12 protein-coding genes are annotated in these 24,815 nt (G+C 33.9%); 4 read left to right on the plus strand and 8 right to left on the minus strand.

The features are described 5' to 3' along the window. Window positions 1-22: 22 nt before the first annotated feature. Together V6624_RS17730 and V6624_RS17735 are read right to left on the minus strand one after the other, a co-directional pair. Entirely contained in the window at window positions 23-1,630 is a 1,608-nt protein-coding gene (locus V6624_RS17730) for a RagB/SusD family nutrient uptake outer membrane protein (protein WP_111284224.1), read from the minus strand. A 10-nt stretch (window positions 1,631-1,640) separates the two neighbouring features. Beyond that, window positions 1,641-4,583 (minus strand): SusC/RagA family TonB-linked outer membrane protein, encoded by a 2,943-nt coding sequence (locus V6624_RS17735; protein WP_111284108.1) that lies wholly within the window; start codon window positions 4,581-4,583, stop codon window positions 1,641-1,643. 759 nt (window positions 4,584-5,342) lie between these two features. Between V6624_RS17735 and V6624_RS17740 the strand changes: the two genes are divergently transcribed. After that, on the plus strand, window positions 5,343-9,413 hold the full coding sequence (locus tag V6624_RS17740) for a hybrid sensor histidine kinase/response regulator transcription factor (protein WP_338839575.1): 4,071 nt from the start codon (window positions 5,343-5,345) through the stop codon (window positions 9,411-9,413). A 229-nt stretch (window positions 9,414-9,642) separates the two neighbouring features. Here V6624_RS17740 and V6624_RS17745 read toward each other — a convergent pair whose 3' ends face one another. The 5 genes from V6624_RS17745 to V6624_RS17765 all read right to left on the minus strand — a co-directional run bounded on the left by V6624_RS17745 (window position 9,643) and on the right by V6624_RS17765 (window position 19,412). Then, window positions 9,643-11,061 carry a sugar MFS transporter gene (locus V6624_RS17745; protein WP_338839576.1) on the minus strand — a complete coding sequence of 473 codons (1,419 nt, stop codon included), beginning with the start codon at window positions 11,059-11,061 and terminating at the stop codon, window positions 9,643-9,645. Window positions 11,062-11,137: 76 nt separating this feature from the next. Further along, entirely contained in the window at window positions 11,138-13,585 is a 2,448-nt protein-coding gene (locus V6624_RS17750; protein ID WP_338839577.1) for a beta-glucosidase, read from the minus strand. A 19-nt stretch (window positions 13,586-13,604) separates the two neighbouring features. Next, a complete protein-coding gene (locus V6624_RS17755) occupies window positions 13,605-14,636 on the minus strand; it encodes a nucleoside hydrolase (RefSeq protein ID WP_338839578.1) in 1,032 nt (343 codons plus the stop codon). Window positions 14,637-14,832: 196 nt separating this feature from the next. After that, window positions 14,833-17,145 carry a glycoside hydrolase family 3 protein gene (locus V6624_RS17760; RefSeq protein WP_338839579.1) on the minus strand — a complete coding sequence of 771 codons (2,313 nt, stop codon included), beginning with the start codon at window positions 17,143-17,145 and terminating at the stop codon, window positions 14,833-14,835. Between the two features lie 11 nt (window positions 17,146-17,156). Continuing rightward, window positions 17,157-19,412: a TonB-dependent receptor gene (locus V6624_RS17765; RefSeq protein ID WP_111284096.1), complete on the minus strand. Its 2,256-nt coding sequence runs from the start codon at window positions 19,410-19,412 to the stop codon at window positions 17,157-17,159. Between the two features lie 397 nt (window positions 19,413-19,809). Here V6624_RS17765 and V6624_RS17770 point away from each other — a divergent pair, with 397 nt between their 5' ends. From V6624_RS17770 to V6624_RS17780, 3 genes are all read left to right on the plus strand, one after another. After that, window positions 19,810-20,556 carry an NUDIX hydrolase gene (locus tag V6624_RS17770; RefSeq protein ID WP_338839580.1) on the plus strand — a complete coding sequence of 249 codons (747 nt, stop codon included), beginning with the start codon at window positions 19,810-19,812 and terminating at the stop codon, window positions 20,554-20,556. A gap of 256 nt (window positions 20,557-20,812) precedes the next feature. Continuing rightward, window positions 20,813-21,688, plus strand: a complete 876-nt coding sequence (locus tag V6624_RS17775; protein ID WP_338839581.1) for an SDR family oxidoreductase — start codon at window positions 20,813-20,815, stop codon at window positions 21,686-21,688. Between the two features lie 39 nt (window positions 21,689-21,727). Then, window positions 21,728-22,645, plus strand: a complete 918-nt coding sequence (locus tag V6624_RS17780; RefSeq protein WP_338839582.1) for an AraC family transcriptional regulator — start codon at window positions 21,728-21,730, stop codon at window positions 22,643-22,645. Window positions 22,646-22,855: 210 nt separating this feature from the next. On the opposite strand, the gene V6624_RS17785 is transcribed toward V6624_RS17780, so the two are convergent. Continuing rightward, window positions 22,856-24,649, minus strand: a complete 1,794-nt coding sequence (locus tag V6624_RS17785) for an alkaline phosphatase (protein ID WP_338839583.1) — start codon at window positions 24,647-24,649, stop codon at window positions 22,856-22,858. Window positions 24,650-24,815: the final 166 nt, after the last annotated feature.

Here is a 24,815-nt window from a genome sequence, read left to right on the forward strand (position 1 = left end):
TATATCGTTTAAGTTAAAAAAATTAGTAACCCGTGTTTTGAGTTAAATTTCTATTTGCTCCCAATGATCCTTCTGGAATTGGAAAAATACTCATGTAAGTAGGAATAGCAATTCCTTTTGAAGAATTTCCTTTCCATGCCCAGTTATAAGATCCTCCAGTATATTTACCAAAACGGATTAAATCTTGTCTTCGGTGTGCTTCCCAGTGTAATTCGCGGGCTCTTTCATCAATAAGAAAATCAAGCGTTAATTCACTTAAAGCTATGTTTCCAACAGTTGAATTAGAATTGGCTCTTTGTCTTAATGCATTTACATAATCTAAAGCTTGAGCTGTTGTTCCGTTTCCGCCTCTTAAAGTAGCTTCTGCATACATCAAATATACATCTGCCAATCTGAATAATGGGAAATCAGTATCTGCATAAGTCGAACTGCTGCCGTTAACTCCTGTTGAAGTTTTATTAGAAAATTTAGATAAAATATAACCTTGTGTTTTTACACCAATATCATCGATATCAATAGATCTTTGTTTTGACGGATCGCCCTGAACACCTTTGCCTATCGTATTTCTAGTGTCTTGGCTGAATTTTGTTCCATCAAACTTTTGAACAAATTCTTTTCTAATTCTAAGTGCTCCTGTCCAACCTCCAATTCCAAAATCAGCACCATTATTTTCCCAAGCACCAATCTGTCCGTTTGTTAAAACAGTTGTTGCTCCCCAGTTTTGAGAAACTGCTCCATCCGATTGGATTCCAAATATGATTTCTTCAGAAGTATTATTATCAGCCTTAAAATTGTCAAGATATTTCGGTTTCAAAGTATAACCGCCAGCAATGATTTCGTTACACATTGCAACACAGTCATCAAAACGATCTTCCTGAATATAAACTTGTGCATTCAAATATATTTTAGCCAAAATCATACGCGCCATAGATTGATCTACTCTTCCGTATTCATTTGTTCTTGGTGCTTTTAAATCAGGTAAAACTGCCTTTAATTCTGATTCCACATAATCAAATAGCTGCTTTCTGTTAAACTCAGGTCCCGCAAAATTTAAAGGATCGTTCTCCGTATACATTGGCGCTTTTCCAAATAAATCCATCATATTATAATAAGCATACGCTCTTAAAACACGAACTTCTTGACGGTAAAGAGCGATATCTGTCAAAAATGCTGCGTCTGTAATACCTCTTGAACTTAATTTTTCTGGTGTGCTCTGACGCAAAAACTCATTTGCATAAGCAACAGAAACCATTGTTCTACTAAACATTCCTAAAATAATAGGATTTGCAGCAGTCCAGATATTACGCTGTAATTCTGCTGTCCCTGCGTCATTTTCATAACTCCAAACCAATTCGTCGGTAGTTAATTCCTGCATGTATAACAAACATCTTGTAAACTGGCTTGTACCAGCATCTACACCTTCAAGCGAAGAATTATCTGGACCAAGCACTCCTGTTAAAGTTAAGTTTCCGTACACTCCGGCAAATGCTTTCTGGTATCCTTCAGGTGTAGAAAATAATACATCCGAAGAAAGAACGTCATCATCTTCCGAAACTACATTTAAATCATCTGTACACGACTGAAAAACCAAAGTCAATGCAACTATTGCTGTTACTATATATTTTTTCATGATTTCGCTATTAAAATTTAAGATTAAGACCAAATAAGATTGATCGCTGTCTTGGATAAATCGTTTTGTCTACACCGTTATTTGTGATTTCAGGATCTAAACCACTGTATTTTGTAAGTACAAAAACATTCTGAACTCCAGTTGATACTCTTAACGAGGCTTTACTGTTTACCCAATTATTTAAAGTATATCCTAGCGTAATGTTGTCTAATTTTAAAAACGAAGCATTTTCAATATAAAGATCTGATAATACAACATTTGAAGTAGTCTGGAAATTAGTATCTAATACCTGAGATGGAATATTACTTAAAACTCCACCATTTTCCATAGCATCATATTGCGCTCTACTTGCGTCTACGGCATTAAAAATTCGGTTGCCAATACTTGCTCTTAAATTAAATGAAAAGTCAAACTTTTTATAATTCATATTAGAAGCAAACCCTAATGTAAAATCTGGATCTGGATTATTATAAATGTATTTATCTGAATCATTTTTAATATTATCACCATTTAAATCTGCAAAAGCTCCTTCGATTGTTTTTCCTTCACTATTATATAACTGTTTGTATACATAGAAAGAATAAGGAGTATAGCCTTCTCTAAAAATTTGTCCAGGAGTTCCTGTTCCTGCAATATTGTCTCCTAAATAGATATCAGTTCCTCCAACTAGATTTTTGATTCTTCTTTCGAACTTGGATATATTAAAATTCATATTCCAATTAAAATTTTCTGTTTTAATTGCATTCGCATTAATCGTAAACTCGATCCCTTTTGTGGTAAAGCTTCCCACATTTTGATAAACACGGTTCGAAAAATTACTTCCATCAGATATTGCTGCATTTACTAACAAATCTTTAGATTCTTTATAATAAACATCAAGTCCAGCAGTTAAGCGATTATCTAAAAATCCGAAATCAAGACCTGCATTGTATGAAGTAGTTTCTTCCCATTTCAAATCGTTTGTTCTTTTTGAAGGAAGTGCAACTGGAATTGGACTATCTCCAAAATAATACTCAGAGTTTCCACCACCCACTTGATATTTTTGCAAGTATCCGTTTGGCTCAGGAATATCCTGCTGTCCTGTAATTCCATAACTTAATCTTAATTTTAAGTCTGATAAGACAGTGCTTTCTTTAAAGAAATCTTCTTTGATTTTCCATCCAAAAGCTACAGAAGGGAAATTCCCCCAACGATTATCTTCTTCAAATCTTGAAGAACCATCTCTTCTGTAAGATAGCGTTAATAAATATTTGTCTCTAAAGTTCAAATTTGTTCTGGCAAAGAATCCTATCAAAACAACATCTGTATCTAGAGTCGTTTCAGGAAATGTTGATGGCAAATCTGGGTTTAGAATATTACCAGTCTCAAATCTTGAACTTTGAAATTTTTGATACGAATAACCACCAGTCAATTCAAAATTTAATGCATTAAAAGTTTTGTTATAAACTAAATAAGTATCTAATAATTTATTTTTTCTAGTTGCTTCTGTGTATTCATCTGTTCCATACGGAATGTTGTTGTTTGATGGCGCAGAACCAGCATCGGCACCAACTAATCTTCTTCTATCTCCATCCGATTCATCAAAACCAACATTTACAACAGCTCTTAAAGCAGGTAAAAAATGAAATTTATAATCTATTTCAAAATTTCCAAAAATTCGATCATTCGTACCTCTATCATTTGTATTTACTAATTGCGAAACAGGGTTTCTTGCAGCCGTTGAAACTAACGGATAATTTCCGTTGGCATCAATCCCTGTAGTATATTCAAAATAACCTCCATAAGGTGCACCTTCAACTTTTATTGGTTGCGTCGGATCAAAACCTATAGCTGCTCCTTCAACAGCATCTGTAAATCTGTTTTTTTCGTTTGTATAATTAGCAGAAAGTCTAAGTTTTAAATGATTGTCAAGAAACGTTGGATTCATTACTAAACCAACCGTATTTCTTTTAAAAGTATTGGTCAAGCGCAATCCCTGCTGATCTGTATTTCCAAGAGTTAAACTTGTTGGAATAATATTGAATAGATTTCCTCTCACAGCTAAACTTTGATCTATCGTACCAGTGTTTCTGTAAATTGCTTTTTGCCAGTCTGTATTTGCAGTTCCAAGTTTATTTAGATCATCGCTTCTTCTGTCTGCAATAACACTTCTAAATTCATCTGCACTAAAAACATCAACCGTTTTAGTCAGCGAACCTGCGGCATATTGCACATTATAATCTACTGATAATGTTTTACTCCCTTTTTTAGTAGTTATAATAATTACACCATTTGAAGCTCTAGAACCATATATCGCAGAGGCTGAAGCATCTTTTAAAACCGTTATCGACTCAACAGTCGCAGGATTTAACGACGCTAAAAAAGAAGAAGATCCTGTATTTGTAGTATTATCAAGAGGTAATCCGTCAATGACAATAAGAGGGTCGTTACTTGCGAAAAGCGAACTTCCTCCTCTAATTCTAATTTGAGAACTAGAACCTGGAGCGCCAGTTGAATTTACTGTTAAACCAGCTACTCTTCCGTTAAACAGACTTTCTGTCGTAACATTATTTCCTTTGTTAAAGTCTTTTGTAGAAAGTGCTGTAACAGATCCTGTAGCATCTTTCTTTTTAACGATTCCGTATCCTACTTGAACGACTACTTCTTTCAGCTGGTTGGTATCTTCTTCAAGATATACAGTAATGTTTTTTTGTGTGCCAACTGGAATCGTCTGGCTGGTATAACCCGTATAGGAAAATGCAATTTGACTATTTGATTTTACTCCAGTTAATTGAAATTTTCCGTCAAAATCAGTAGAGGCGCTAATATTTGCACCTACCACTTTAATGTTTACTCCTGGTATGGGCTGCTTGGAATCCTTTTCCAAGACAATACCACTTATTGTGCTCTGAGCAAAGACACAAAAAGGAAGTAAGAGTAATAAAAGTAAAAATTTGGTTTTAATTCTTTTCATACTTTTAATTAGTTTGGTTTTAAGTTAGTTTGGTTAATTTGTTTGATTACGAAATCATTGCAGAAATATAACCTTTAAGGAAATATTCTCCATTTGCATTTAAATAATGTTTTTATAGAAATATCTCTAAAAGATTACAATCTGCTTGTCAAATAAGCTATTCTATTTTTCTAGAATGAAGGAAGGTTTACTACCGTAAATTTTAATTGGAGTGTTGGTCATGTTAGTTTTTTTTGGTTAAGATAATTAGTTAGGTTACATTCATTGATATGCTTTAAAGAAAAAAACAAAGCAACTTTGTTCAAACGATATAGCTTATCAACTCATACTGCAAATTAAGGCTACAGGAAGTTTTTAAGACAGGGAAAAATTCATTTATAAAAGGGGACAATTTCGTAAAAGCATGCATATAACACCCAATAAAAACATATTATTCATTTTTTCACTCTAAAAAAAACGATAAAAGAAATATTTCCCTTCTATAACAATGTTTTTAACAATCAACTAGACTGTAGTTTTTAACTGATAAATTTTAGAAACATATACTTCAAAAAATTGCAGTATTCTAAATGTTTAACAAAAAACATTAAATCACAGTAACAATTAATCCAAAAAACAAATGTTATTTTTACACGCTTTACAATAAATCATTATTTTCGTAAATTATACTGATTTAACATATATCAATATAAAAATCAAATCCGATTTTATGATCGCGGTGTCTTGTACCAAACAGTAACAAGCTTTTAAAAAAAATCAATGAATAAGCTAAAGTCTTTTCTTTTTATTAGTCTTCTTTCTATAAGTGTGTTTGGGCAGAATTACCCAATAAAGCATCTTGATATTTCTTCAGGACTTTCTAATAATTCTGTTGCATCAATATATCAGGATCAAAACGGATATATGTGGTTTGGAACTTTTGACGGACTTAATCGATATGATGGAAATGATTTTAAAATTTATCGCCATATCCATACCGATCCAAATTCTATTCAAGGAAATGCTATAAGCTGTATTGAAGGTGATTTTGAAAATAATTTATGGATAGGAACAACTGCAGGACCAGTCATTTTTAATGCTGAACGGTCTTCTTTCAGTCCGCTAAAATATTATGATACCAACAACAAAGTCAAAACTTTAAATGTTACTGCTTACGAAATAATTGCTGTACATTCTCTTCATATTATTCTTGTTGCCACAAAAGAAGCAATTGTACTTTATAAAGAGGGCGAAAAAATTGGAACTGCAATACCATTCAAAGGAAAATTAAATTACATCGCAAGATCAATAGCTTACAATGAGAAAAAACAAATCTTCTATGTTTTTATAACTGATATTGGGCTTTGTAGATACGATATTAAATCAAAAAAACTGACGCTTCTCAACAATACAATTACGGGTGCAAATTGCATTAAATTTACAAATGAAGGACTTTGGATTGGTTCTGACGAAGGTGCTTATTTATATAATGAAAGTTTAAATACTTATTCTAAAAATTACTTTCTTGAAAAAACAGTTGTGCGCGATTTCTTTCAGCAAAAAAACAGACTCTGGATTGCCACTGATGGAGCTGGTATTTTCACCATAACAAAAAATCAAATTGTTCCTGTTTTATATCGAGCAAGTGGCCCACTTCCATTGCTTAATAGTAAATCCTTATACGATATATTTGAAAGCAAAACTGGAGAAATGTGGTTTGGAACCCTTCGTGGAGGCGTAAGTATGATGGGGGAAAAACCGCTCTATTTTAATCATTTTAAAAGTAAGAACCCACTAACTCATAAAGAAGACGAAGATCCTGCGGCAAACTTTATGCTTTCTTTTTGTGAAGATGAAAAGAAAAATATCTGGATAGGCACAGATGGTGCTGGAATGCGCTATTGGAATAGAAAACAAAACACTTATGATGTTTACTCAACAACATCGGCTGCTGGCAGAAAAATTCAAAGTGATTTTGTTACAAGTATTGTCAGAGATTCTGATAATGCCATTTGGGTCGCTATGTGGAAAGGCGGAGTGTGCCGCATCGATCCAAAATCAAAGGCAATTCAAAATTTTTCAATTTACAATCAATTTACTAAAAAAGCGGAACAGGAATCATGGCTTCTTTTTTTAGATTCAAAAAATACGCTGTGGCTTGCCATAACAAACTCTGGCGCTCTATATCAATTTGATAGAAAACAAAATAAATTTACCTGCTACAGTAATACTTTACGAGATGTTACCTGCCTATATGAGACCAAAGACGGAAAAATCTGGGGAGGAACATTCAATTCTTTTTTTGAGATAGAACCAAAAACAAAAAAGGTAAAAAAATATCATTCTGAATATACTGTTAGATGCATCACTGAAGATCAAAATAAGAATCTTTGGATTGGTACAGTCGAAGGCGGTCTTCTTTTATTTGATAGAAAAACAGGAACTTATAAAAAATACACCACTCAAAACGGACTTCCTAGCAATACAATACTTCGTTTATTAGAAGACAAAGAAGGAAATTTATGGATGAGTACTTATCATGGAATCTCAAGATTTAGTCCCAGAAATAATAGATTTAGAAATTTTGGCGTCACCGATGGTGTCCAAAGCAATCAGTTTAGCTGGAATGCAGGTACGAAACTGTCTACAGGAGAATTTATTTTTGGAGGTATAAACGGATTCAATGTTTTTCATCCTGACAGTATTAAAGATAAAAAAAATACAGGCAAATTTTTATTGAATGATTTGCTTGTGAACAATCAATCTTTAAAGTTAGACAGCCCTTACATAACAGAAAAAAAGCTAGAAATGATCAGCAGTGCTGAACTTCCTTACGAAAAATCGGCTTTAAGTTTTGATTTTGTGTATCTTGATTATGTCAATTCTGAAAAAATCAACACTGCATACTTTCTTGATGGTTGGGACAAAAACTGGAATTATACTTCAAAAAATAATAGAGCAAATTATTCTAGACTGACCGAAGGAACTTATGTTTTTAAAGTTAAGACAACCGATATTTTCGGAAATTGGAATAATGAAGTGGCGCTGGCAACTGTAAAAATTCTTCCGCCGTGGTACAGAACATGGTGGGCCTATATCTTTTATTTAATGGGCGCGATTAGTGCTATTTATGCATACGTAGGTTATCATAAAAACAAAGAAAGGCTCCGCTATGAAATAAAACTTGCCCGAATGGAACATACAAAAGACAAGGAACATGCCGAGAAGCAGTTTTCTATGTTTACTTATATGGCTCATGAATTGCGTACTCCGCTATCCTTAATTATAAATCCTCTAAAAAGTGTAATTGAAAGAAAAAAACATTCCGAAGATGATCTTGATCTAAATCTCGCCTACAAAAATGCTAAACGATTATTGAGTCTTACAGATCAATTACTATTGTTTAGAAAAGCAGAAACTGACCTTGATGAACTCAAAATTTCAAAGATCAATTTAAATGTTCTTTGCAGAGAAATCTACGAAAGTTTTACACAAATGGCAGTAGCTAAAAGTCTGAAATATCAGTTTATTGAAGAAAAAGCGCCGACAGAAATATATGGCGATTATGAAAAAATAGAAATTACTCTTTTCAATTTAATCTCAAATGCTTTTAAATTTACTCCAAATGGAGGATCAATAACTATTGAGATAATTGAGAATATTACTGATGTTTCAATAATTATATCTGATACTGGAAGCGGTATTGATGAAAATGATATTGATACGATTTTTGAAAAATTCAAGCAAATTCAAACTAAAACCAGTAACGGATTTGGAATAGGTCTTTATATTGCTAAATATTTTACGAATAAACATCATGGTGAATTAATTTGTAAAAGTAAAGTTGGAGAGGGAACTTCGTTTATTGTAACACTTTTAAAAGGAAATAGTCATTTTGCAGAAATGAGCATAAACGAAAATCATCAGCAAATGTCTCCAATTGTGGGTGAACTTCTTGAAGGAATGCCTGTAGCAAATCAAACTACAAATGAAAAAAGTATCCAGCCATCACATCCAGAAACTCTACAGGAAGAACTAATTAGCTCGAAAAAAGTATTGCTGATTGTTGAAGACAATCCTGAAATGAATCATTACCTTGTGCAGCTTTTTTCTAAAAACTATATCGTTTATTCCGCTTTCAATGGTCTCGATGGATTAAAGCTTGTAGAAAAACATATGCCTGATGTTATTCTTAGTGACATTTCTATGGAAGGCATGAATGGTTTAGATTTATGCAAAAAAATCAAACAAAATGATGATTTGAGTCATATAACGGTAATACTTCTCACGGCTACAACTAGTAATAACATTCACTTACAAAGTATTATAGAGGGCGCCGATGATTATGTTACCAAACCTTTTGATAGTGATATACTTCTGGCGCGAGTTGATTCTGTTCTTAGAAACAGAGGGCAATTGCGCAAGTATTTCTTGGATAGTATTACACTTCGTGAAAATGTGAATAAAGTACCTCTTGAATACAAAGAATTTCTTGATAAGTGTATCGAAATTGTCGAAGCCAATCTTGAAAACAGCGAATTTAACCTAAAGAGTTTTTCTGCTGCAATGGGAATGAGCCATTCAAGTCTTTATAAAAAGATTAAAGCAATTTCAGGACAAACCGTAAATGTTTTTATTAGATCTATCAGAATCCGTAGAGCTGCAGTAATTATGCTAACTGAAAATATCAACATTGCACAAGTTGGTCCTCAAGTTGGAATAGAAGATCAGCGTTATTTCCGTCAGCAGTTCGTAAAACTGTTTGGAATGAAACCTTCAGAATATATAAAAAAGTATAGAAATTCTTTTAATAAGGAATTGAGTATTATTCAGAAAAGAAATAGTGTGTAACTAAATTTTTAAAAAGCTTCTTAGTAAATATTGTATAAGAATGTATTTCCAGAAGAACATTTTAAAACGGAAGTTGACAAACTTAGAAATAAAGGATCTTCCCATTTTTTTAAAAGTATATCCACTTGCACCTAAAGTTCAAGGCGCAAAGTGGATATAAGTTTTTCAAATAAGATAAAAAGTTTACTAATTAAATGATTTCTTAATTGAAGAATGAGAATCAAAAAAATTAGTGCCCAGAAACATTTTTGGTATGCACGACAAACTTCATATTCTTTGCGCAATACACTCCGAAACAAAGAATATATAAATAGCAGAATACAGGAACAATAAATGACTTCTGCACTCCAAAAGCAGAATCAGCAAGTACACCTTGAATTAACGGTATCAAAGCTCCTCCTAAAATTGCCATAACTAAAAGAGACGAACCTTGACTTGTATATTTTCCTAATCCTGCAATACTCAAAGTATAGATATTAGAAAACATAATCGAGTTAAAAATACCAATTCCGAGTATACTGTACATCGCCATTTTCCCAGAAGTAAAAATGCTTAAAAGCAACAAAACAATATTTATAGAAGCAAATATTGCCAACGTTCTTGCTGGTGCTGATTTTCCAATCATAAAAGCAAAAAAGTTCAAAACCAAAAAGACAATAAAAAAACTCATCTGACTAAAAGTAAGATTTACAATAGAATAAATCAGTGCGAAAACCGATCCAGCAGTAATTATCATATATAAGACTTTTTTAGAAGCATTTATACTTTGATTTAACGAAATAGCTCCTAAAAAACGTCCAATCATGGCGCCGCCCCAATACATCGCAAGATAATTTTTACTCACAGCTTCCGTTAACCCTCCAATGTTATCCAATTCTAGAAAACTGATAATAAAACTTCCTACTGCTACTTCTCCTCCAACGTAACAGAAGATTCCTAAAATTCCTAATCTCAGATGCAGAAATTTCAAAGCTCCCAATCCCCCATGTTCTGTTTCTTCGGTTTGAAAAGATGGTAATTTTACATTATAAATTAAAATAGCTACCAAAATTAAAATTCCTGCAAAAACAAGATACGGAATACGTGTCGCCTCTGCTGTAATATTGTGGTCATTTCCTGAGCCAAATATCAGAAAACCGCCAAGAACGGGAGCAATAGTAGTTCCAAAAGCATTAAAAGCCTGTGTCATATTTAATCGTCCTGAAGCGCTTTCTTCTGATCCAAGCAATGACACATAAGCATTTGCTGTAATCTGTAAAATAGTAAATCCTAATCCGAGAACGAATAAAGCACCCAGAAATAAGCCATAAGCCGAAAAAGTAGCTGCAGGATAAAATAAAATACAGCCTAAAGCAGAAAGAAGAATTCCAGAAAGAATTCCTTTTTTATATCCCACTTTATTAATTGGATCACCTTTATAATATGAAAATATAAAATAAGCCAATGACCCAAGAAAATAAGCGCCGAAAAAACAGAATTGAACCAGCATTGATTCTACAAAAGTAAGATCAAATAATTTCTTTAGATAAGGAATCAAAATATCGTTCATACAGGTAATAAATCCCCACATGAAAAATAGTAATGTTATTGTAATAAGCGGTAAAGTATAATTTGGAACCGCTTGATTAGAGGTGTTTTTGGTATTCATAACTAACAAAATATATAAATCGAGAAAACCGCCTCGAAAAAAATCAAGACGGTTTTCAGGAATAACTAACTAAATTTTAAGGTTTAAGTTCAGTAAACTTTGAATCTAATTCAAAAGATTTCTTCACTTTTTCAACTGTAATTTCCTTTGAAACTGAAAAGGAAGCAGTTTGTTTAATATTTAAAGAAGAAGCCCCAACAAGTACTTTATAATCCCCTGCTTCAGCAACCCATGCACTTTTATTTTCTAAGAAAGAAGCCAAATCTTTCGGAGCTAAAGTCAACGTCAATGTCTGGCTCTCACCTGGTTTCAACTCTTTTGTTTTAGCGAAAGCTTTTAATTCTTCTTTCGGTTTATCTATTGATTTTGAAGGTGCCGAAAGATATAATTGAACTACTTCTTTTCCAGCCACTTTCCCTGTATTTTTAACTGTTACAGAAACCGTCAATTTATCTTTGAAAGTTGGAGAGCTTAATTTTATACCCGAATATTCAAATGTGGTGTAAGAACTTCCAAAACCGAATTCGTAAGATGGTTTAATGTTGAAAGTATTGAAATAACGGTATCCAACATAAACTCCTTCTTCATAAGTTACTTCTGTCGGATTATCAATTGGGAATCCTGGAAAGTTTTTAGCTGAAGGTGTATCAGCATATTTCGTTGGGAAAGTCATAGTCAATTTTCCAGATGGATTGATTTTTCCTGAAACTACATCAGCAACAGAATGTCCTCCCTCCTGACCTGGTTGCCAAGCTAATAAAATAGCATCTACTTTATCTTTCCAAGAAGCTGTTTCAATTACACCTCCAATATTTAAAATCACAACTACTTTTTTGCCTTTTGCATGAAAAGCTTTTGAAATTTTATCCAACATTTCGATTTCTTCGTTTGCCATGTTAAAATCGTTGTCTACTACTCTGTCTCCGCCTTCTCCAGAATTTCTTCCTAAAGTTACAAAAGCAATTTCAGAACTTTCTGTTTTTTTAGCAATGAATGCATCATCCATTTTTAATTCTGGAAGTCTTTCTGGCAAAGCCAAAATACCTCTTGCTTTTCTTCTTTCTTTTTCAAAAACAACTTCTCTCTCAGCGTGAGGCGTGTACAAATCAACCAATTCTTTATCTAATTTGTAACCCGCAGCATTCAAACCTTCTAAAAGAGAAACTGTGTGTTTGTTATTTACACTTCCAGATCCTGTTCCGCCTGTAATCCAAGCGTATGAAGTCACACCAAATAAAGAAACTTCTTTTTGCTTGTCAGCGAAAGGTAGCGCGTTTTTTTCATTTTTAAGCAAAACCATTCCTTCAGCCGCCGCTTTTCTAGTTACTGCAGCATTTTGAGCTAAGTTTGGTTTGTCGCTGTATTTGTATTTTGCGAAAGTCGGCGTGCGGAAAATATATTCTAAAATTCTTCTAACATTTGTATTCGCAACTTCCTGAGATAATTTTCCCGAATTTAAAGCTTCTAACATCGCTTTTTTCTGAACTGGAATTCCAGGCATTAAAAGATCATTTCCTGCAATCATTTGTTGCACAACATCAGAATTTGAACCTTTTTGGATCGATTCAAAACCTGGGAAACCACCAAACCAATCTGTCATTACAATTCCTTTATAACCCCATTCATTTCTTAAAACTTCCGTCAATAAATCTTTATTTGCAGAAGTATAAATTCCATTCAATTTATTGTATGAAGACATAATCGTCCAAGGATCAGATTCTTTAACGGTAATTTCAAAACCTTTCAAATATAATTCTCTAATCGCTCTTTCAGAAACATGAGCATTTACAGTCAAACGATTGGTTTCTTCGTTATTTACAGCAAAATGTTTGATCGAAGTTCCAACGCCTTGCGACTGGATTCCGTTTACGATTGCTGCAGCAGTTTTTCCAGAAACTAAAGGATCTTCAGAATAATATTCGAAATTTCTTCCGTTTAATGGATTTCTTTGAATGTTTAATGCTGGCGCTAATAAAACATCAACACCATATTCTTTAACTTCATTTCCTATTGCTTTTCCCACTTCTTCCAAAAGCGCTTTATTCCAAGTCGAAGCCAAAGCCGTTCCAACAGGAAATGCTGTTGCATAATAGGTTTTAGAATCGTTTTCTCTTGTTGGCGCGATTCTTAATCCCGCAGGACCATCGGCTACGACTGTTGCAGGAATTCCGAATCTTTCAAAAGCTGCTGTTCCTCCCGCTGCTCCCGGTACCAAACCTTGTTTAGAATCTCCAACTGGACCAGTCAAAACTTCAATCCCTGGCATTCCGGTTCCGATTAATAATTCCACTTTTTCTGCATTGGTCATTTCTTTGATAATAGCATCAATTCTCTGATTTACAGAAAGACGCGTATCTTCCCACGGATCTAATTTTCCATTTTTATTCGAATCAACAAAACTAAATCCGTTGATTGTAATTACAGGATCATTTTCGTTATCAGGTAACTTGTTAAAAGACAAGCTAGAAAGTACAAGCGCCGTTAAAAGCGTTACTCTCACTGTTTTTGTAACTTTATGTTTCATAATATATAGTTTTTAAAAGTTAGATTTTTGATAATTGAAGCTTTGCAAAAAAGTCTTCAAACATCAATCGAGTATCCAATTGATTGTAAACCCGAATATTTCTTCCGTTAGGATTGGTTTCGTAAAGACCTTGCGCATTAATTAAAGGAGATGGTTTCAGAACATAAAAACTCGAACTCGGATCTGACTCAAAAGAAGATTGTAAAGCAGTCAGCAAAACCAGCGGACTGTCTCCCATAATGTAAGTTTCGCCAATATGAAGATCGAATTGCTGTACTCTCTTCATTAAACTTTCTATTTTTTCTGATAGATATTCTCCTGTTTTTCCCGTTGATTTCACTTTCAAAAGCAATTCAGAATATGATAAAAGCGTTTGTCTGTAAGCATTTCTCGGCACTTGCCAGATTGGAATTTCCGAATCATTAAAAACAACTTGTCCAGCTTTTATATCAATTCCAAGATTATATTCTAATGAAGTATATCCTGGTGGCGGAGAAGCCAAATCAGTATATTCTGGACCGCCAATCCAAACCAAAGTCAAGCGATCGGCAATTTTAGGTTCCATTAAATAAGCACTTGCAATTTCTGTCAGACCCGCACCGCACACTACATAAAGCGGCGTTTTAACATCGGTACGCATTGCTTCTTTTACAATGGCTTTTGCTCCTTCAGAAATATTTGGCGTTTTAGAATCTTTCAATTGTAAATTGGAACCTTCATAAACTGGAAAAGCGCTTTGAAGTTTCATGACTTCCAGAAGTTCTTTCACTTTTTTAACCGCATTTGTAGCAGTTTCTGATGAAGAATCAAAACCATCTCCCGGTTTTAAATGCGATCCAATAATGCCTTTAATTTCTGCCGATGGCGATAAAATCTGATGCACCAATTGAAATAATCCATCTGGATCTCCACTAAAATCATTGTCGACAATAACACGCATTCTGGGATTTACCAAATCTTTCGAAATAGAGTTTTTAGCAGTTGATTGTGCTTGTGAACAAATGCTTAAAAGCAAACAAAACACTAATAATATTGGATATTTAATTTTCATATTACTTATGGTTTTTCTGTTTTTTTAATCTTTCCTGTTTTGTCATCCTGAGGAACGAAGGATCACATCCAATATTCGACAAAGATTACCGAGTTTCTAGTGTGATCCTTCGTTCCTCAGGATGACAAGATTGTGTTTACTTTGTAGAAACCTGACAGGTTTTTAAAACCTGTTAGGTTTAAAATCTTATAAAGAATTACTGCTTTTTATATGTTTCTGTTCTGGCATCTTTAATAACCCCTTTCCAATTCAATCCAAAAGCAAAATCATAAATATTTCCTTCTGTATCTTTATGCGGAATCATATCATACGGAACATCTTCAAATTGTTTTTCAACCGTTTCCATATTCGCAGGCATCTGCACTGGAAGCAATCCTGAAGGTTCTGTTTTTCCTGAAATGATATCCAAAACAGCTTGAGAAGAAACTCCGAAATTCAAAACAATTCCGTCTACTTCTTTTTCAAATTCATTAAAAATCATTGGTTTATTTGCCGTAACCGAAACAATAACTGGTTTCCCGTTCATCATATCTTTGGTATCGAGAATCGTTCTCAAATCCATTGTATTGGCTGCAGTAACCGTTTTGTTTTTATAAGTTCTGTCTTTTATTGTTGGATCAATAACCTGATCGCCAGCTGCAATACTTTTTGTTCTTGCTTCAGTTGCAGTATAAGTTCCGTACTGAAGTGAAATTGGCACATAACCGTTGCTTCCGTTTTGTCTGTCTTTCAAATCGTAACCACCCTCTAAACTTTGTGGACTTGTCACAAAAACAATTGCAAAATCTGCTTTTGAAGGATCTTCGGTAACATTGTAATATTTCTTAACCAATTCTAAATTAACTGGATATTCTAATTTTGGCTGACTAGCAACTCCCCACCAATCTTTGGTTGAAGCCGTATATATCTTCGGAATAAAAACGGTTTTCTTTTCTTTTACAGGAAGAACTGCCGCTTTGTTTTTCAACAACACAACCGACTTCAATTGTGCATCATAACCCGCTTTCATAAACTCCGGATTTCCAACTACAGCTTTTGTCTCTTCCACATTCAAATATGGATTTTCAAAAAGTCCGACTCTGAAAATGTTTTTCAATAAACGAACTGCTGATCTTTCAAATCTGGCTCTCATAAAAGATTCTCCAAATTCTTTAACTCCCATTTCGTAAGCTGCCAAAACTGGCTTCTTGTCATTATTTCCACCAAATTGATCTACACCAGCAATAATTGCTTTGTAATGTCTTTGATCGATAGAAAGATTCTCAACTCCCCAAGGTTTTCCCGCAAAAACATTTGGTGTTTTTCCTTCCTCTGCAGTTACCAGCCAATCTGTACATACAACTCCATCGTAACCGTATTTGTCTCTTAATAAATCGGTAATAATATATTTGCTGTAACCGTTGGCTACATTTTCGTTGTATTTTTTATCTTGATCAAAAGTGATCGTGTAATAAGGCATTACCGCCGAAGCTTTACTCGTTTTTCCTTTTAATTTGAAAGCACCATTAATAAACGGATCAATGTGCTGCTGTAAATTATTTCCAGGGTAAACCGCAAATTTTCCATAAGCCCAGTGACCGTCGCGTCCGCCTTCTTCCGCACCACCACTTGGCCAGTGTTTTACCATTGCGTTTACACTTTTGTAGCCCCAACCGTCTTTGATTTCGTCTTTTCCGTATGAAGTCTGAAAACCATCAATATAAGCTCTTCCCATATCTCTGGTTAAAGCTGGGCTTTCGCCAAAAGTCATCGAAATTCTGTACCATCTTGGCTCAGAACCTAAATCGATTTGCGGAGATAAAGCCGTTGCAATTCCGAGCGCACGATATTCTTTTGCGGCAATTTGCCCAAACTGCTCCACAATTTTCGGATCAAAAGTTGAAGCCATTCCTAAACCATCAGGCCACATCGAGATTGTTCCTCCTGCTCCTGCGTTAAACTCAGATGTTACATTTGCTGTATGACGTGGATCTGTACTCGTGTTACTTGGGATTCCCAATCCAATTCCTTCTACAAAAGCTTGCATTTCATTGTTCCATAAAGCGGCAACTTCTGGTGATTGAACACTTGTAATTAAAACATGACGCAGATTATCTTCTTTTAAAAATGCTTTCTGCTGGTCTGTTAAATTATATGCTTTAGCATTACTTTCTGGAAATACTTTTCCGTTGTAAGTTCCAGCATTATATCCTGAAACTCCTGCTGGCAAAGCTTGATGACGGCTGTAAAGCATTAAACCAGCAATTTGTTCAACAGACATTTTTGAAGCCAAGTCTTTCGCTCGTTCATCTGCCGAAAGTCGCCAATCTTCATATTTATCAAGCTTTCCGTTTTTGTTTAAATCTTTAAACTTTTTACCATTTACAGTCAAAATCTTGATGCCAGATTCAGGAGAATATCCCAAATCTGCACCTTTATTATTTTTAACAATTGTAAAATTGGCTTGCTGTGCCTGCATTGTCACACTCAGAAAAAAAGCGAAACCAGCAGTTATAATTATTTTTTTCATCGAAATAAAATTTAGAATCTGAAATTAAGAGAAGCTTCCAAAGTAAATGGACGAATGTAAGATCCCACCAAAAGCTGATCGTAATATGCTGAAGCATCTGTAATTAATTCTGCTCCGTTGATTGTTCCTTTTGCTCCCGTTTGGTTTAAGAAGTTTACAGCAGTTAAACCAATATCAAAATGATCGTTGATTTTGTAATTTACACCTCCGAAAGTTTCCCATCTTGGCGCAAAATATAAAGCGTTTGTCTGGTTAGCATACTGCTTGCTGAAGTAACGGAAACTTGCCCAAACCTTGAAATCTTTGTATGTGTAGCTTGGATCAATTTCCATTAATACTTTAGAGATTTCCAAAACGTTTTTGTCGTTATATGAATAATTATTTCCAAAAGCAGTAAAATCATAATTCTTGTAAACTGGATCTTGAAACGTAATTAAATAATGAAGATCAAATCCTTTGAATGGAGAAGCCACAATATCTGTTGTCCAGCCTAAAGTTTGAATATCATAGAAAACCGTTGCTACTTCTGACTGCGTAGCATCTGATGGATTTACTAAGTTTAATCTCGCCAGATAATTATTTCTGGTTAAATAAGTCGCCTGAGAAACAATGCTGAAATTTTTCTGATTGAAATATAATCCAAATGCTGCCATTGGACTTTTTGATTTGGCATTATTTGGCGCTACGGCTCCAGAGTAGCTTTCTAACTGTCCATTTTTTTCTGTATAAGTAAAATCCGCAAGTATTCCTGCACTTCTTGTTACTTTATAAACTGCATTTACAGAACCTCCTAAATGAAACCAGTTGTTATCAAAATACGTTTTCTGACTTGGATCAAACACCAAATCTGGAGTTCTTGGCGTCAGGTAATAATCTCCTTTTAATTTGTGGTATCTCAAATTCACTCCATAAGCTAAACTGAAACGATCTGAAATCGTCCAGTTATCAGAGAAATAACCTGATAATTTATTTTCAAAACCGTTATGATATTCACCTCCAACATTGTAATTGTAAAATCCGTCTGAATCTGTATTTGAAGTTCCTCCAGGCGTATTACGAACCAATTTATCTGGATTTGCACTAACTGTTTGATTAAAGAAAGATCTACTTGAAGTAAAGTCATCAACTTGATAATAGTATTCGGTTAAACCAAATCTCCATTTGTGTTTTTCTATATTTTTTGTAAGCTCAAATCTTGACATTGCCGTTTTTGTCGGAGTTCCGTCAGTGTATAATCCCAACATTGAGTTTACATTTCCAACATAAGCATTACCAGTCGATTTGTAAGTGAAGTTATCTGCAGCAGTTGCTTCAAAAATCCCCAGCGGAATAGCTATTAACTGAGAAGCTTCAGCATAACGAAAACGCGTAGAGAAATTAAATTTCCAATCATTTGCCAAATCGTAATTTCCTAAGATATCAAAAGTATGCGAAGTTGATGCTGCATCACTTCCGCCCATATCGGCAAATTTAGTTTCGCCAGTCAAGATATCTTTGAATTTCATGATTCCATCATTTACGATGTACGAATCACGTCCGATTTTAAAATCGTTATATTCTTCAACTTTTCCGCCTTCTTTATATTTAAAAACTGCGTAATTGGTTAAGGATGCTGAGTTTGCATATTTATATAAAAAGCTAATTTGACCTTTTCCGTTATTGAACTTCTTAGTCAAACCCGCTCTATAAATTTGAGTTCGGTCTGAATATTTAGCAAATTTCAAATCAAAAGAATTCGGATCAAAATTGGCATAAGCTCCCATTGTATAAGACCAACCTTTTGCCAACGGGCCTGAAACATTTAAGTCTCCTTTCATCCATCCGAAACTTGAACCAGAAAGATTTCCAACTATTTCTAATTTATCTGTTCCCAGTTTTGTGTATGAGTTTACAGCAAATCCTAAATCTCCAGTAGTAATCGCCGCTTCACCAACTTTTAATAATCCTGTTCTTCCTAAGCTTGTACTTTGTCTCCAAGTACGATTTGGAAGTTCTGGCCAGAAATAATAAACAACTGGCAAATCATTTTCTTGAATCGTAATTCCTCCAACTGATGAAGGAAGACCAATATTTACTTCACGTGGTCCCGTATTGTTGGCCGCATTAAGCATTACGTTTCTATTCTTTTCTTCTTTCGTATCTGTCTCTACGATTTTGGTGTTTTTCTTAATCGAATCTGTTGCTTGCTGTTTTTTATCTTCTTGCGAAAAAGCTTCGGAAGCTGGATAAAATGCCAGACAAATCGTGGCAATAATTAATCTTTTCATGAGTAGTTAAGTTAGGTTTTTCATTATGAATTTTTCATTGCTTCATAATGAATCAATATTAAATACTATTTTTCATATCAACAAATAATTGATGTTATAATTTTTAATATCGCATTAAAACCTATCCTTAAATTGCATAAAAACAACAAACAAGAAGATATGCCTGAATTGTCAAACTCACACTTAAATTTTACTATCTCGTTTGCGTAAAGTCCTGTAATTATTGAAAAAAAGACTTGATTTATAATTGATTTATCAAATTCAAAAAAGAGGATCAAAAAATAGATTATCACCTTTTATCATTTTTTTTGTGACGTTTAAAAAGTTGTCAGAAAAAATTGCGCTAATTTGACTTGTAACTATTAAAAAGTTTAAATTTGAAGCTAATTATACCGTCATGGATTTCAAAAAGTTTCTCGAAATCGAGTCTAAAGAGGCTTGGAAAAAATATATTCCGACACTTTCTATTGATAGTGTGATCTTTAGTTTTCATCAAAATTCTCTTCATGTTTTACTTTTAAAAATGAAAGACATGGAATCTTGGGGACTACCTGGCGGATATGTAAAAAAGACTGAAAATGTTGATGAAGCTGCAGTTCGCATCTTAAAAGACAGAACTGGAACTGAAAATATTTATCTGCATCAGTTTCATACTTTTGGAAATCGCAATCGTTCTGAAGATGCTTTTGCAGACTATGATGATGACATTTGGTACAAACAGCGTTTTATCTCAATTGGATATTATGCTTTGGCTGAATATTCGCAGGTAAATTTGGTTATTGATGAATTTTCCAGTGCTGTTGAATGGCATTTAATAGACAATCTTCCCGAGTTTATGATGGATCACAGAAGTATTTATGATAAAGCCTTGCTAACACTTCGTGAACAATTAAACAATCATCCGATTGGCTATAATCTTCTTCCTGAGAAATTTACAATGCCAGAACTTCAAAAACTATATGAAGGTATTTTAGGAAAAAAATTAAATAGAGGAAATTTCTACCGCAAAATTCTTCGTTACGATATACTCACGAAATTAGATGAATCACGAAGAGGCGGCGCGCATAAAGCACCAGATTTGTATAGTTTTGATTTGGAGAAATATAACAGTGCTCTAAAAGAAGGATTAAAAGGCGGATGGTAAATAATTGATTGAATACCAAACTAAGACTTCTTAAAAATAGCTAATAAGCTAAAAGCTTTTTGCTATTGCACGTTTTATACGATTTCTTCATAACATGTATTGTAGATTTCTTCTGTTACTTTAAATCGTTTAATACATTCTTAATAACTTCATCTTACTAAAATACCATTTCCATTCTGGCTACAAGAATCTGACTTTTGGAAACATTTACTCTTCATGTTGTGCCGATCTTTGCCTAAATAAAAACAGTATTAAAATGAAAATATTTGTAACTGGAGCTTCGGGCTTCATTGGCTCTGCGGTAGTAAGAGAATTAATCAGTGCTGGACATCAAGTAATTGGTTTGGCGCGTTCAGAAAAATCTGCACAGATCATAAGAGATTTAGGCGCAGAAGCATTAATAGGAGATCTTGAAGATCTGGAAATATTAAAAAAAGGAGCTCTGCAGGCTGACGCTGTTATCCATACTGCTTTTTTTCATGATTTTACACAATTTGCAAAAGCCGCAGAAATGGACAAACAGGCTATTAACGCAATGGGTGAAGCATTAGTTGGTACAGACAAACCGTTGGTAGTAACAGCAGGCACTTTGGGGTTACCACTCATCAATGGAATCATTACGGAAGAAAGCAGATCATCTGGCATTCCGCGTTCTTCTGAAACTACTGCTCTAGCATTGGCTGAAAAAGGTATTAATGCTTCTGTAATCCGCCTTGCACCTTCAGTTCATGACAAAGGCGACAAGGGCTTTGTTCCATTTATTATTGCACAAGCGCTTAAAAACAGTATTTCAGCTTATCCTGAAAATGGCTCAAATCGCTGGACTGCAGTACACCGTTTAGATGCAGCAAAAGCTTTCCGTCTTGCTGCAGAGAAAGGTATAAAAGGTGCGCTATATAATGTTGTGGGCGAATACAGTATAGAAATAAAAAGCATTGCAACCTTAATCAGTGAACAGTTAAATCTGCCATCTGCTTCTTTCTCTGGCGATGATCTTGCTTCGCACTTTGAATGGATGAGCCGTTTTATTTCTTTTGACAGTCCAGCAGAAAACTTAAAAACGCAGGAACTTCTAAACTGGAAACCTGAACATATTGGATTACTGGACGATATGAAACAAAACTATTTCTAAAGAGACAGGAACAGCAAAAACATTACTAAATTTGCATTTATGGAACAGAGGCAGACACAGAGAATCAAATCAATCAGCGAATTTCACAAGCTTCGCGGTCTGCCTAAACCCGAGCATCCGCTTATTAGCGTAGTGGATTATAGCAGTATTAAACAGGCTGTTGACATTGGCGAAATAAACTGGATTCTTGATTTCTACATGATTTCACTGAAAAAGGGAATGATTGGAAAAATGCATTATGGACAGCAAGAATTTGATTTTGATGAAGGAGTTATGGCGTTCATGGAGCCAAATCAGGTTTTCAGAATCCAGCCAGCTCATGACCCAGCCGAAAAACGTTCTGGTTGGATGCTATTAATACATCCTGATTTTCTGTGGAATACATCACTTGTCAAAACTATTAAACGATATGATTTTTTTGATTACTCAGTAAACGAAGCACTTTTTCTTTCAGAAAAAGAACAGAGAACAATCAGTGGTATTATTGAGAACATTATACAGGAATACCATACAAATATTGATCGTTTCAGTAAACAGATTATCATTTCGCAGATAGAAAGCCTGCTAAGCTATTCAGACCGATTTTACAACCGTCAGTTTCTCACAAGGGAAAAAGCCAATCATCAAATTCTGGAACGGCTGGAAGATTTGCTTGATGACTATTTTGAACACCGAATTTCTCAACACGGATTACCTTCTGTCCAATTTCTAGCAGAAGAACTAAATGTTTCTAAAAAATATTTGAGCACTCTACTAAAAGTGCTTACAGGGCTGAACACGCAGCAGCATATACACGCCAAGCTAATAGCTGTAGCTAAAGAAAAATTATCTACAACAAATTTATCGGTAAGTGAAATTGCTTATGAAATGGGATTTGAACATCCCCAATCCTTCAGTAAATTGTTTAAAATTAAAACAGATCTTTCGCCTTTGGAGTTTCGCGCTGGTTTTAACTGAGATTTTTATTTCTCAAAGCCAATACTAAATATTGGGTATCTACATTTAGTATAAAAAAGAAATAACTTAGAGTTTAACTACTTACGCTAAACGATAAACAATTAAGTTTAATGTCTCAAAACATATATTGGTCTAAAAGGTTAAACAAAAGGCCGTCTTCAAGCGTTGAGACGGCCTTTTGTTATTTAGTCAATTTGAGATGATTCGATTTTATTTCAATAATGAAAGTATTTTATTGAACACTTCATTATTTTCGTAAACTCCTTGAAAATCTTGCGAATGAGGTCCATAAGAAAAGATAGGAACCATCGTTGCAGTATGATCGTTTGTTATAAAGTCTCCTTCGATTTTATGTTTTTTTACATTTCCTTGCGGAATAGCAAATCCGGAAGTTTCGTGATCTGCCGTAATAATTACTAAAGTTCCTTTATTATTATCTGCAAAAATCAATGCTTGAGTTATCGCTGTATCAAAATCAATGGTTTCAGATACAATTCCGCCAGCATTATTAACATGACCAAAACTATCAATCTGTGCTCCTTCAATCATTAAGAAAAAAGGCTTTTTCTTTTTGTTAAAAAAATCAAGACTATATTTTGTAGCATCTGCCAGTAATTCTCCTCTTCCTTCCATAACCGATGGAACTCTTCCGTCAGCAATAAAAACACCAACTGTATCGCTTATTACTGTTTCTAATTCTTTAACAGAATTCAATAATTTAAATTTAGAACTCAAAGAAATATTTTTAAAAGTAGAAGCTCCTCCTCCAATAAACAAATTCAATTTACTTTTTAATAAGTCTTTAGCAATTTCCTCTGTATTAGATCTCTCTTCTGTGTGTGCGTAAAAAGCTGCTGGAGTTGCGCCAGTAATTTCATCTGTTGTAATAACACCTGTACTGTATTTTCTTTTTTGCAAAACTTCCATAATATTTGCAATTGGTTTTCTTAAACTATCTGTTCCAATTGCTCTATTATTTGTTTTTTGGCCTGTTGCCAATGCAGTTCCAGCAGCCGCTGAATCTGTTGTGAAATCATCTGCAGATTGTGTTTTTATAAAACCAATACTTTTCAATTGTGTAACAGATAATACTCCATTATTAGCCAAAACAGCCGATGATATTTGTGACAAACCATTTCCATCTCCAATTAAAAGGATTACGTTTTTAACTGGCTCTTCTTTTTTATCTGTTTTATAAGTAGGTTTATAAACTTTTGAAGAATTAGTTACTGTAACCAATCTTTTAGGAAGCGTTTGAATATATTGAACACAATTGTATGGAGAATCAGTGTTGATGATATCTACTCCTAATTCTAAAAATGCTTTCCATGCACTTTTTGAATCTGGTGCGCCCCAAAAACGGAATGGTTTATTCGTTTCTTTAGCTTTAGCAATAACTGAGCTTATGCGGTTATAATCGTCATGAGTTAGTCTTCCTAATCCGTTCCAAACAGAATACTTTTTAAAATCTGCACTAACCATGGCAACTTTTGACCAGTTTTCTTTTGAAATTGATTTTCCTAATTCTTGAAAATCAAAGTAGATAAAATTTGGATACTTTACATACGTTTCTGCATCAGGTCTGTTTCCTGATACAATTATTTTAATATCCTTATTAGTAATAATTGATTCATATTTGCTTAAAACAGAAACTAATTTGTTCAAAGTAGGTTCAGCATCTGTTTTAATGTCTATTAGTAGAGTTAATTTATTCTCTTTTTTGAAATTCATTTTTAAAGCAGATTCTAAAGGCTTTAAATACAAATCCTCTAAAGTTCTAGAAGAGGTAATTCCCTTCTCATCATGTGATACATATAAATTGTTGTCCTTTAGAAAAATATCAGCTTCGATAGATGATGCCCCATTTGCATAAGCATTCCAAAAAGGAACGGTTTGGTTATAATCATTATGCGAATGTATTTTAACTTGCTCCTGAGAATATAGTCGATTTCCTGCTCCAAAAAGAGAAAGAAATAAACTTATGAATAAAAATGATGTTTTCATTTTGAAATAAATTAATGAATATTGGGTAAAAAAATGCGGTAGGTTTGAGGGGCAAAAAAGGTGATTTATTATAAAAAGAATTCGTTTCCCTGAAGGGCAATCAGATTAAAACTTAAAATTTTTATAAACGAATTTGGGATTTTTGAAGAAAAAAATTAAAAACAGG

The organism is Flavobacterium ginsenosidimutans (assembly GCF_037478105.1).
In the GTDB taxonomy this organism is placed as follows: Bacteria; Bacteroidota; Bacteroidia; order Flavobacteriales; family Flavobacteriaceae; genus Flavobacterium; species Flavobacterium ginsenosidimutans.

Coding starts and splice junctions, on each gene's coding strand:
- V6624_RS17735 (WP_111284108.1), bottom strand. CDS start 4,583: ATGAAAAGAATTAAAACCAAATTTTTACTTTTATTACTCTTACTTCCT.
- V6624_RS17755 (WP_338839578.1), bottom strand. CDS start 14,636: ATGAAAATTAAATATCCAATATTATTAGTGTTTTGTTTGCTTTTAAGC.
- V6624_RS17745 (WP_338839576.1), bottom strand. CDS start 11,061: ATGAATACCAAAAACACCTCTAATCAAGCGGTTCCAAATTATACTTTA.
- V6624_RS17770 (WP_338839580.1), top strand. CDS start 19,810: ATGGATTTCAAAAAGTTTCTCGAAATCGAGTCTAAAGAGGCTTGGAAA.
- V6624_RS17730 (WP_111284224.1), bottom strand. CDS start 1,630: ATGAAAAAATATATAGTAACAGCAATAGTTGCATTGACTTTGGTTTTT.
- V6624_RS17740 (WP_338839575.1), top strand. CDS start 5,343: ATGAATAAGCTAAAGTCTTTTCTTTTTATTAGTCTTCTTTCTATAAGT.
- V6624_RS17750 (WP_338839577.1), bottom strand. CDS start 13,585: ATGAAACATAAAGTTACAAAAACAGTGAGAGTAACGCTTTTAACGGCG.
- V6624_RS17785 (WP_338839583.1), bottom strand. CDS start 24,649: ATGAAAACATCATTTTTATTCATAAGTTTATTTCTTTCTCTTTTTGGA.
- V6624_RS17775 (WP_338839581.1), top strand. CDS start 20,813: ATGAAAATATTTGTAACTGGAGCTTCGGGCTTCATTGGCTCTGCGGTA.
- V6624_RS17760 (WP_338839579.1), bottom strand. CDS start 17,145: ATGAAAAAAATAATTATAACTGCTGGTTTCGCTTTTTTTCTGAGTGTG.
- V6624_RS17780 (WP_338839582.1), top strand. CDS start 21,728: ATGGAACAGAGGCAGACACAGAGAATCAAATCAATCAGCGAATTTCAC.
- V6624_RS17765 (WP_111284096.1), bottom strand. CDS start 19,412: ATGAAAAGATTAATTATTGCCACGATTTGTCTGGCATTTTATCCAGCT.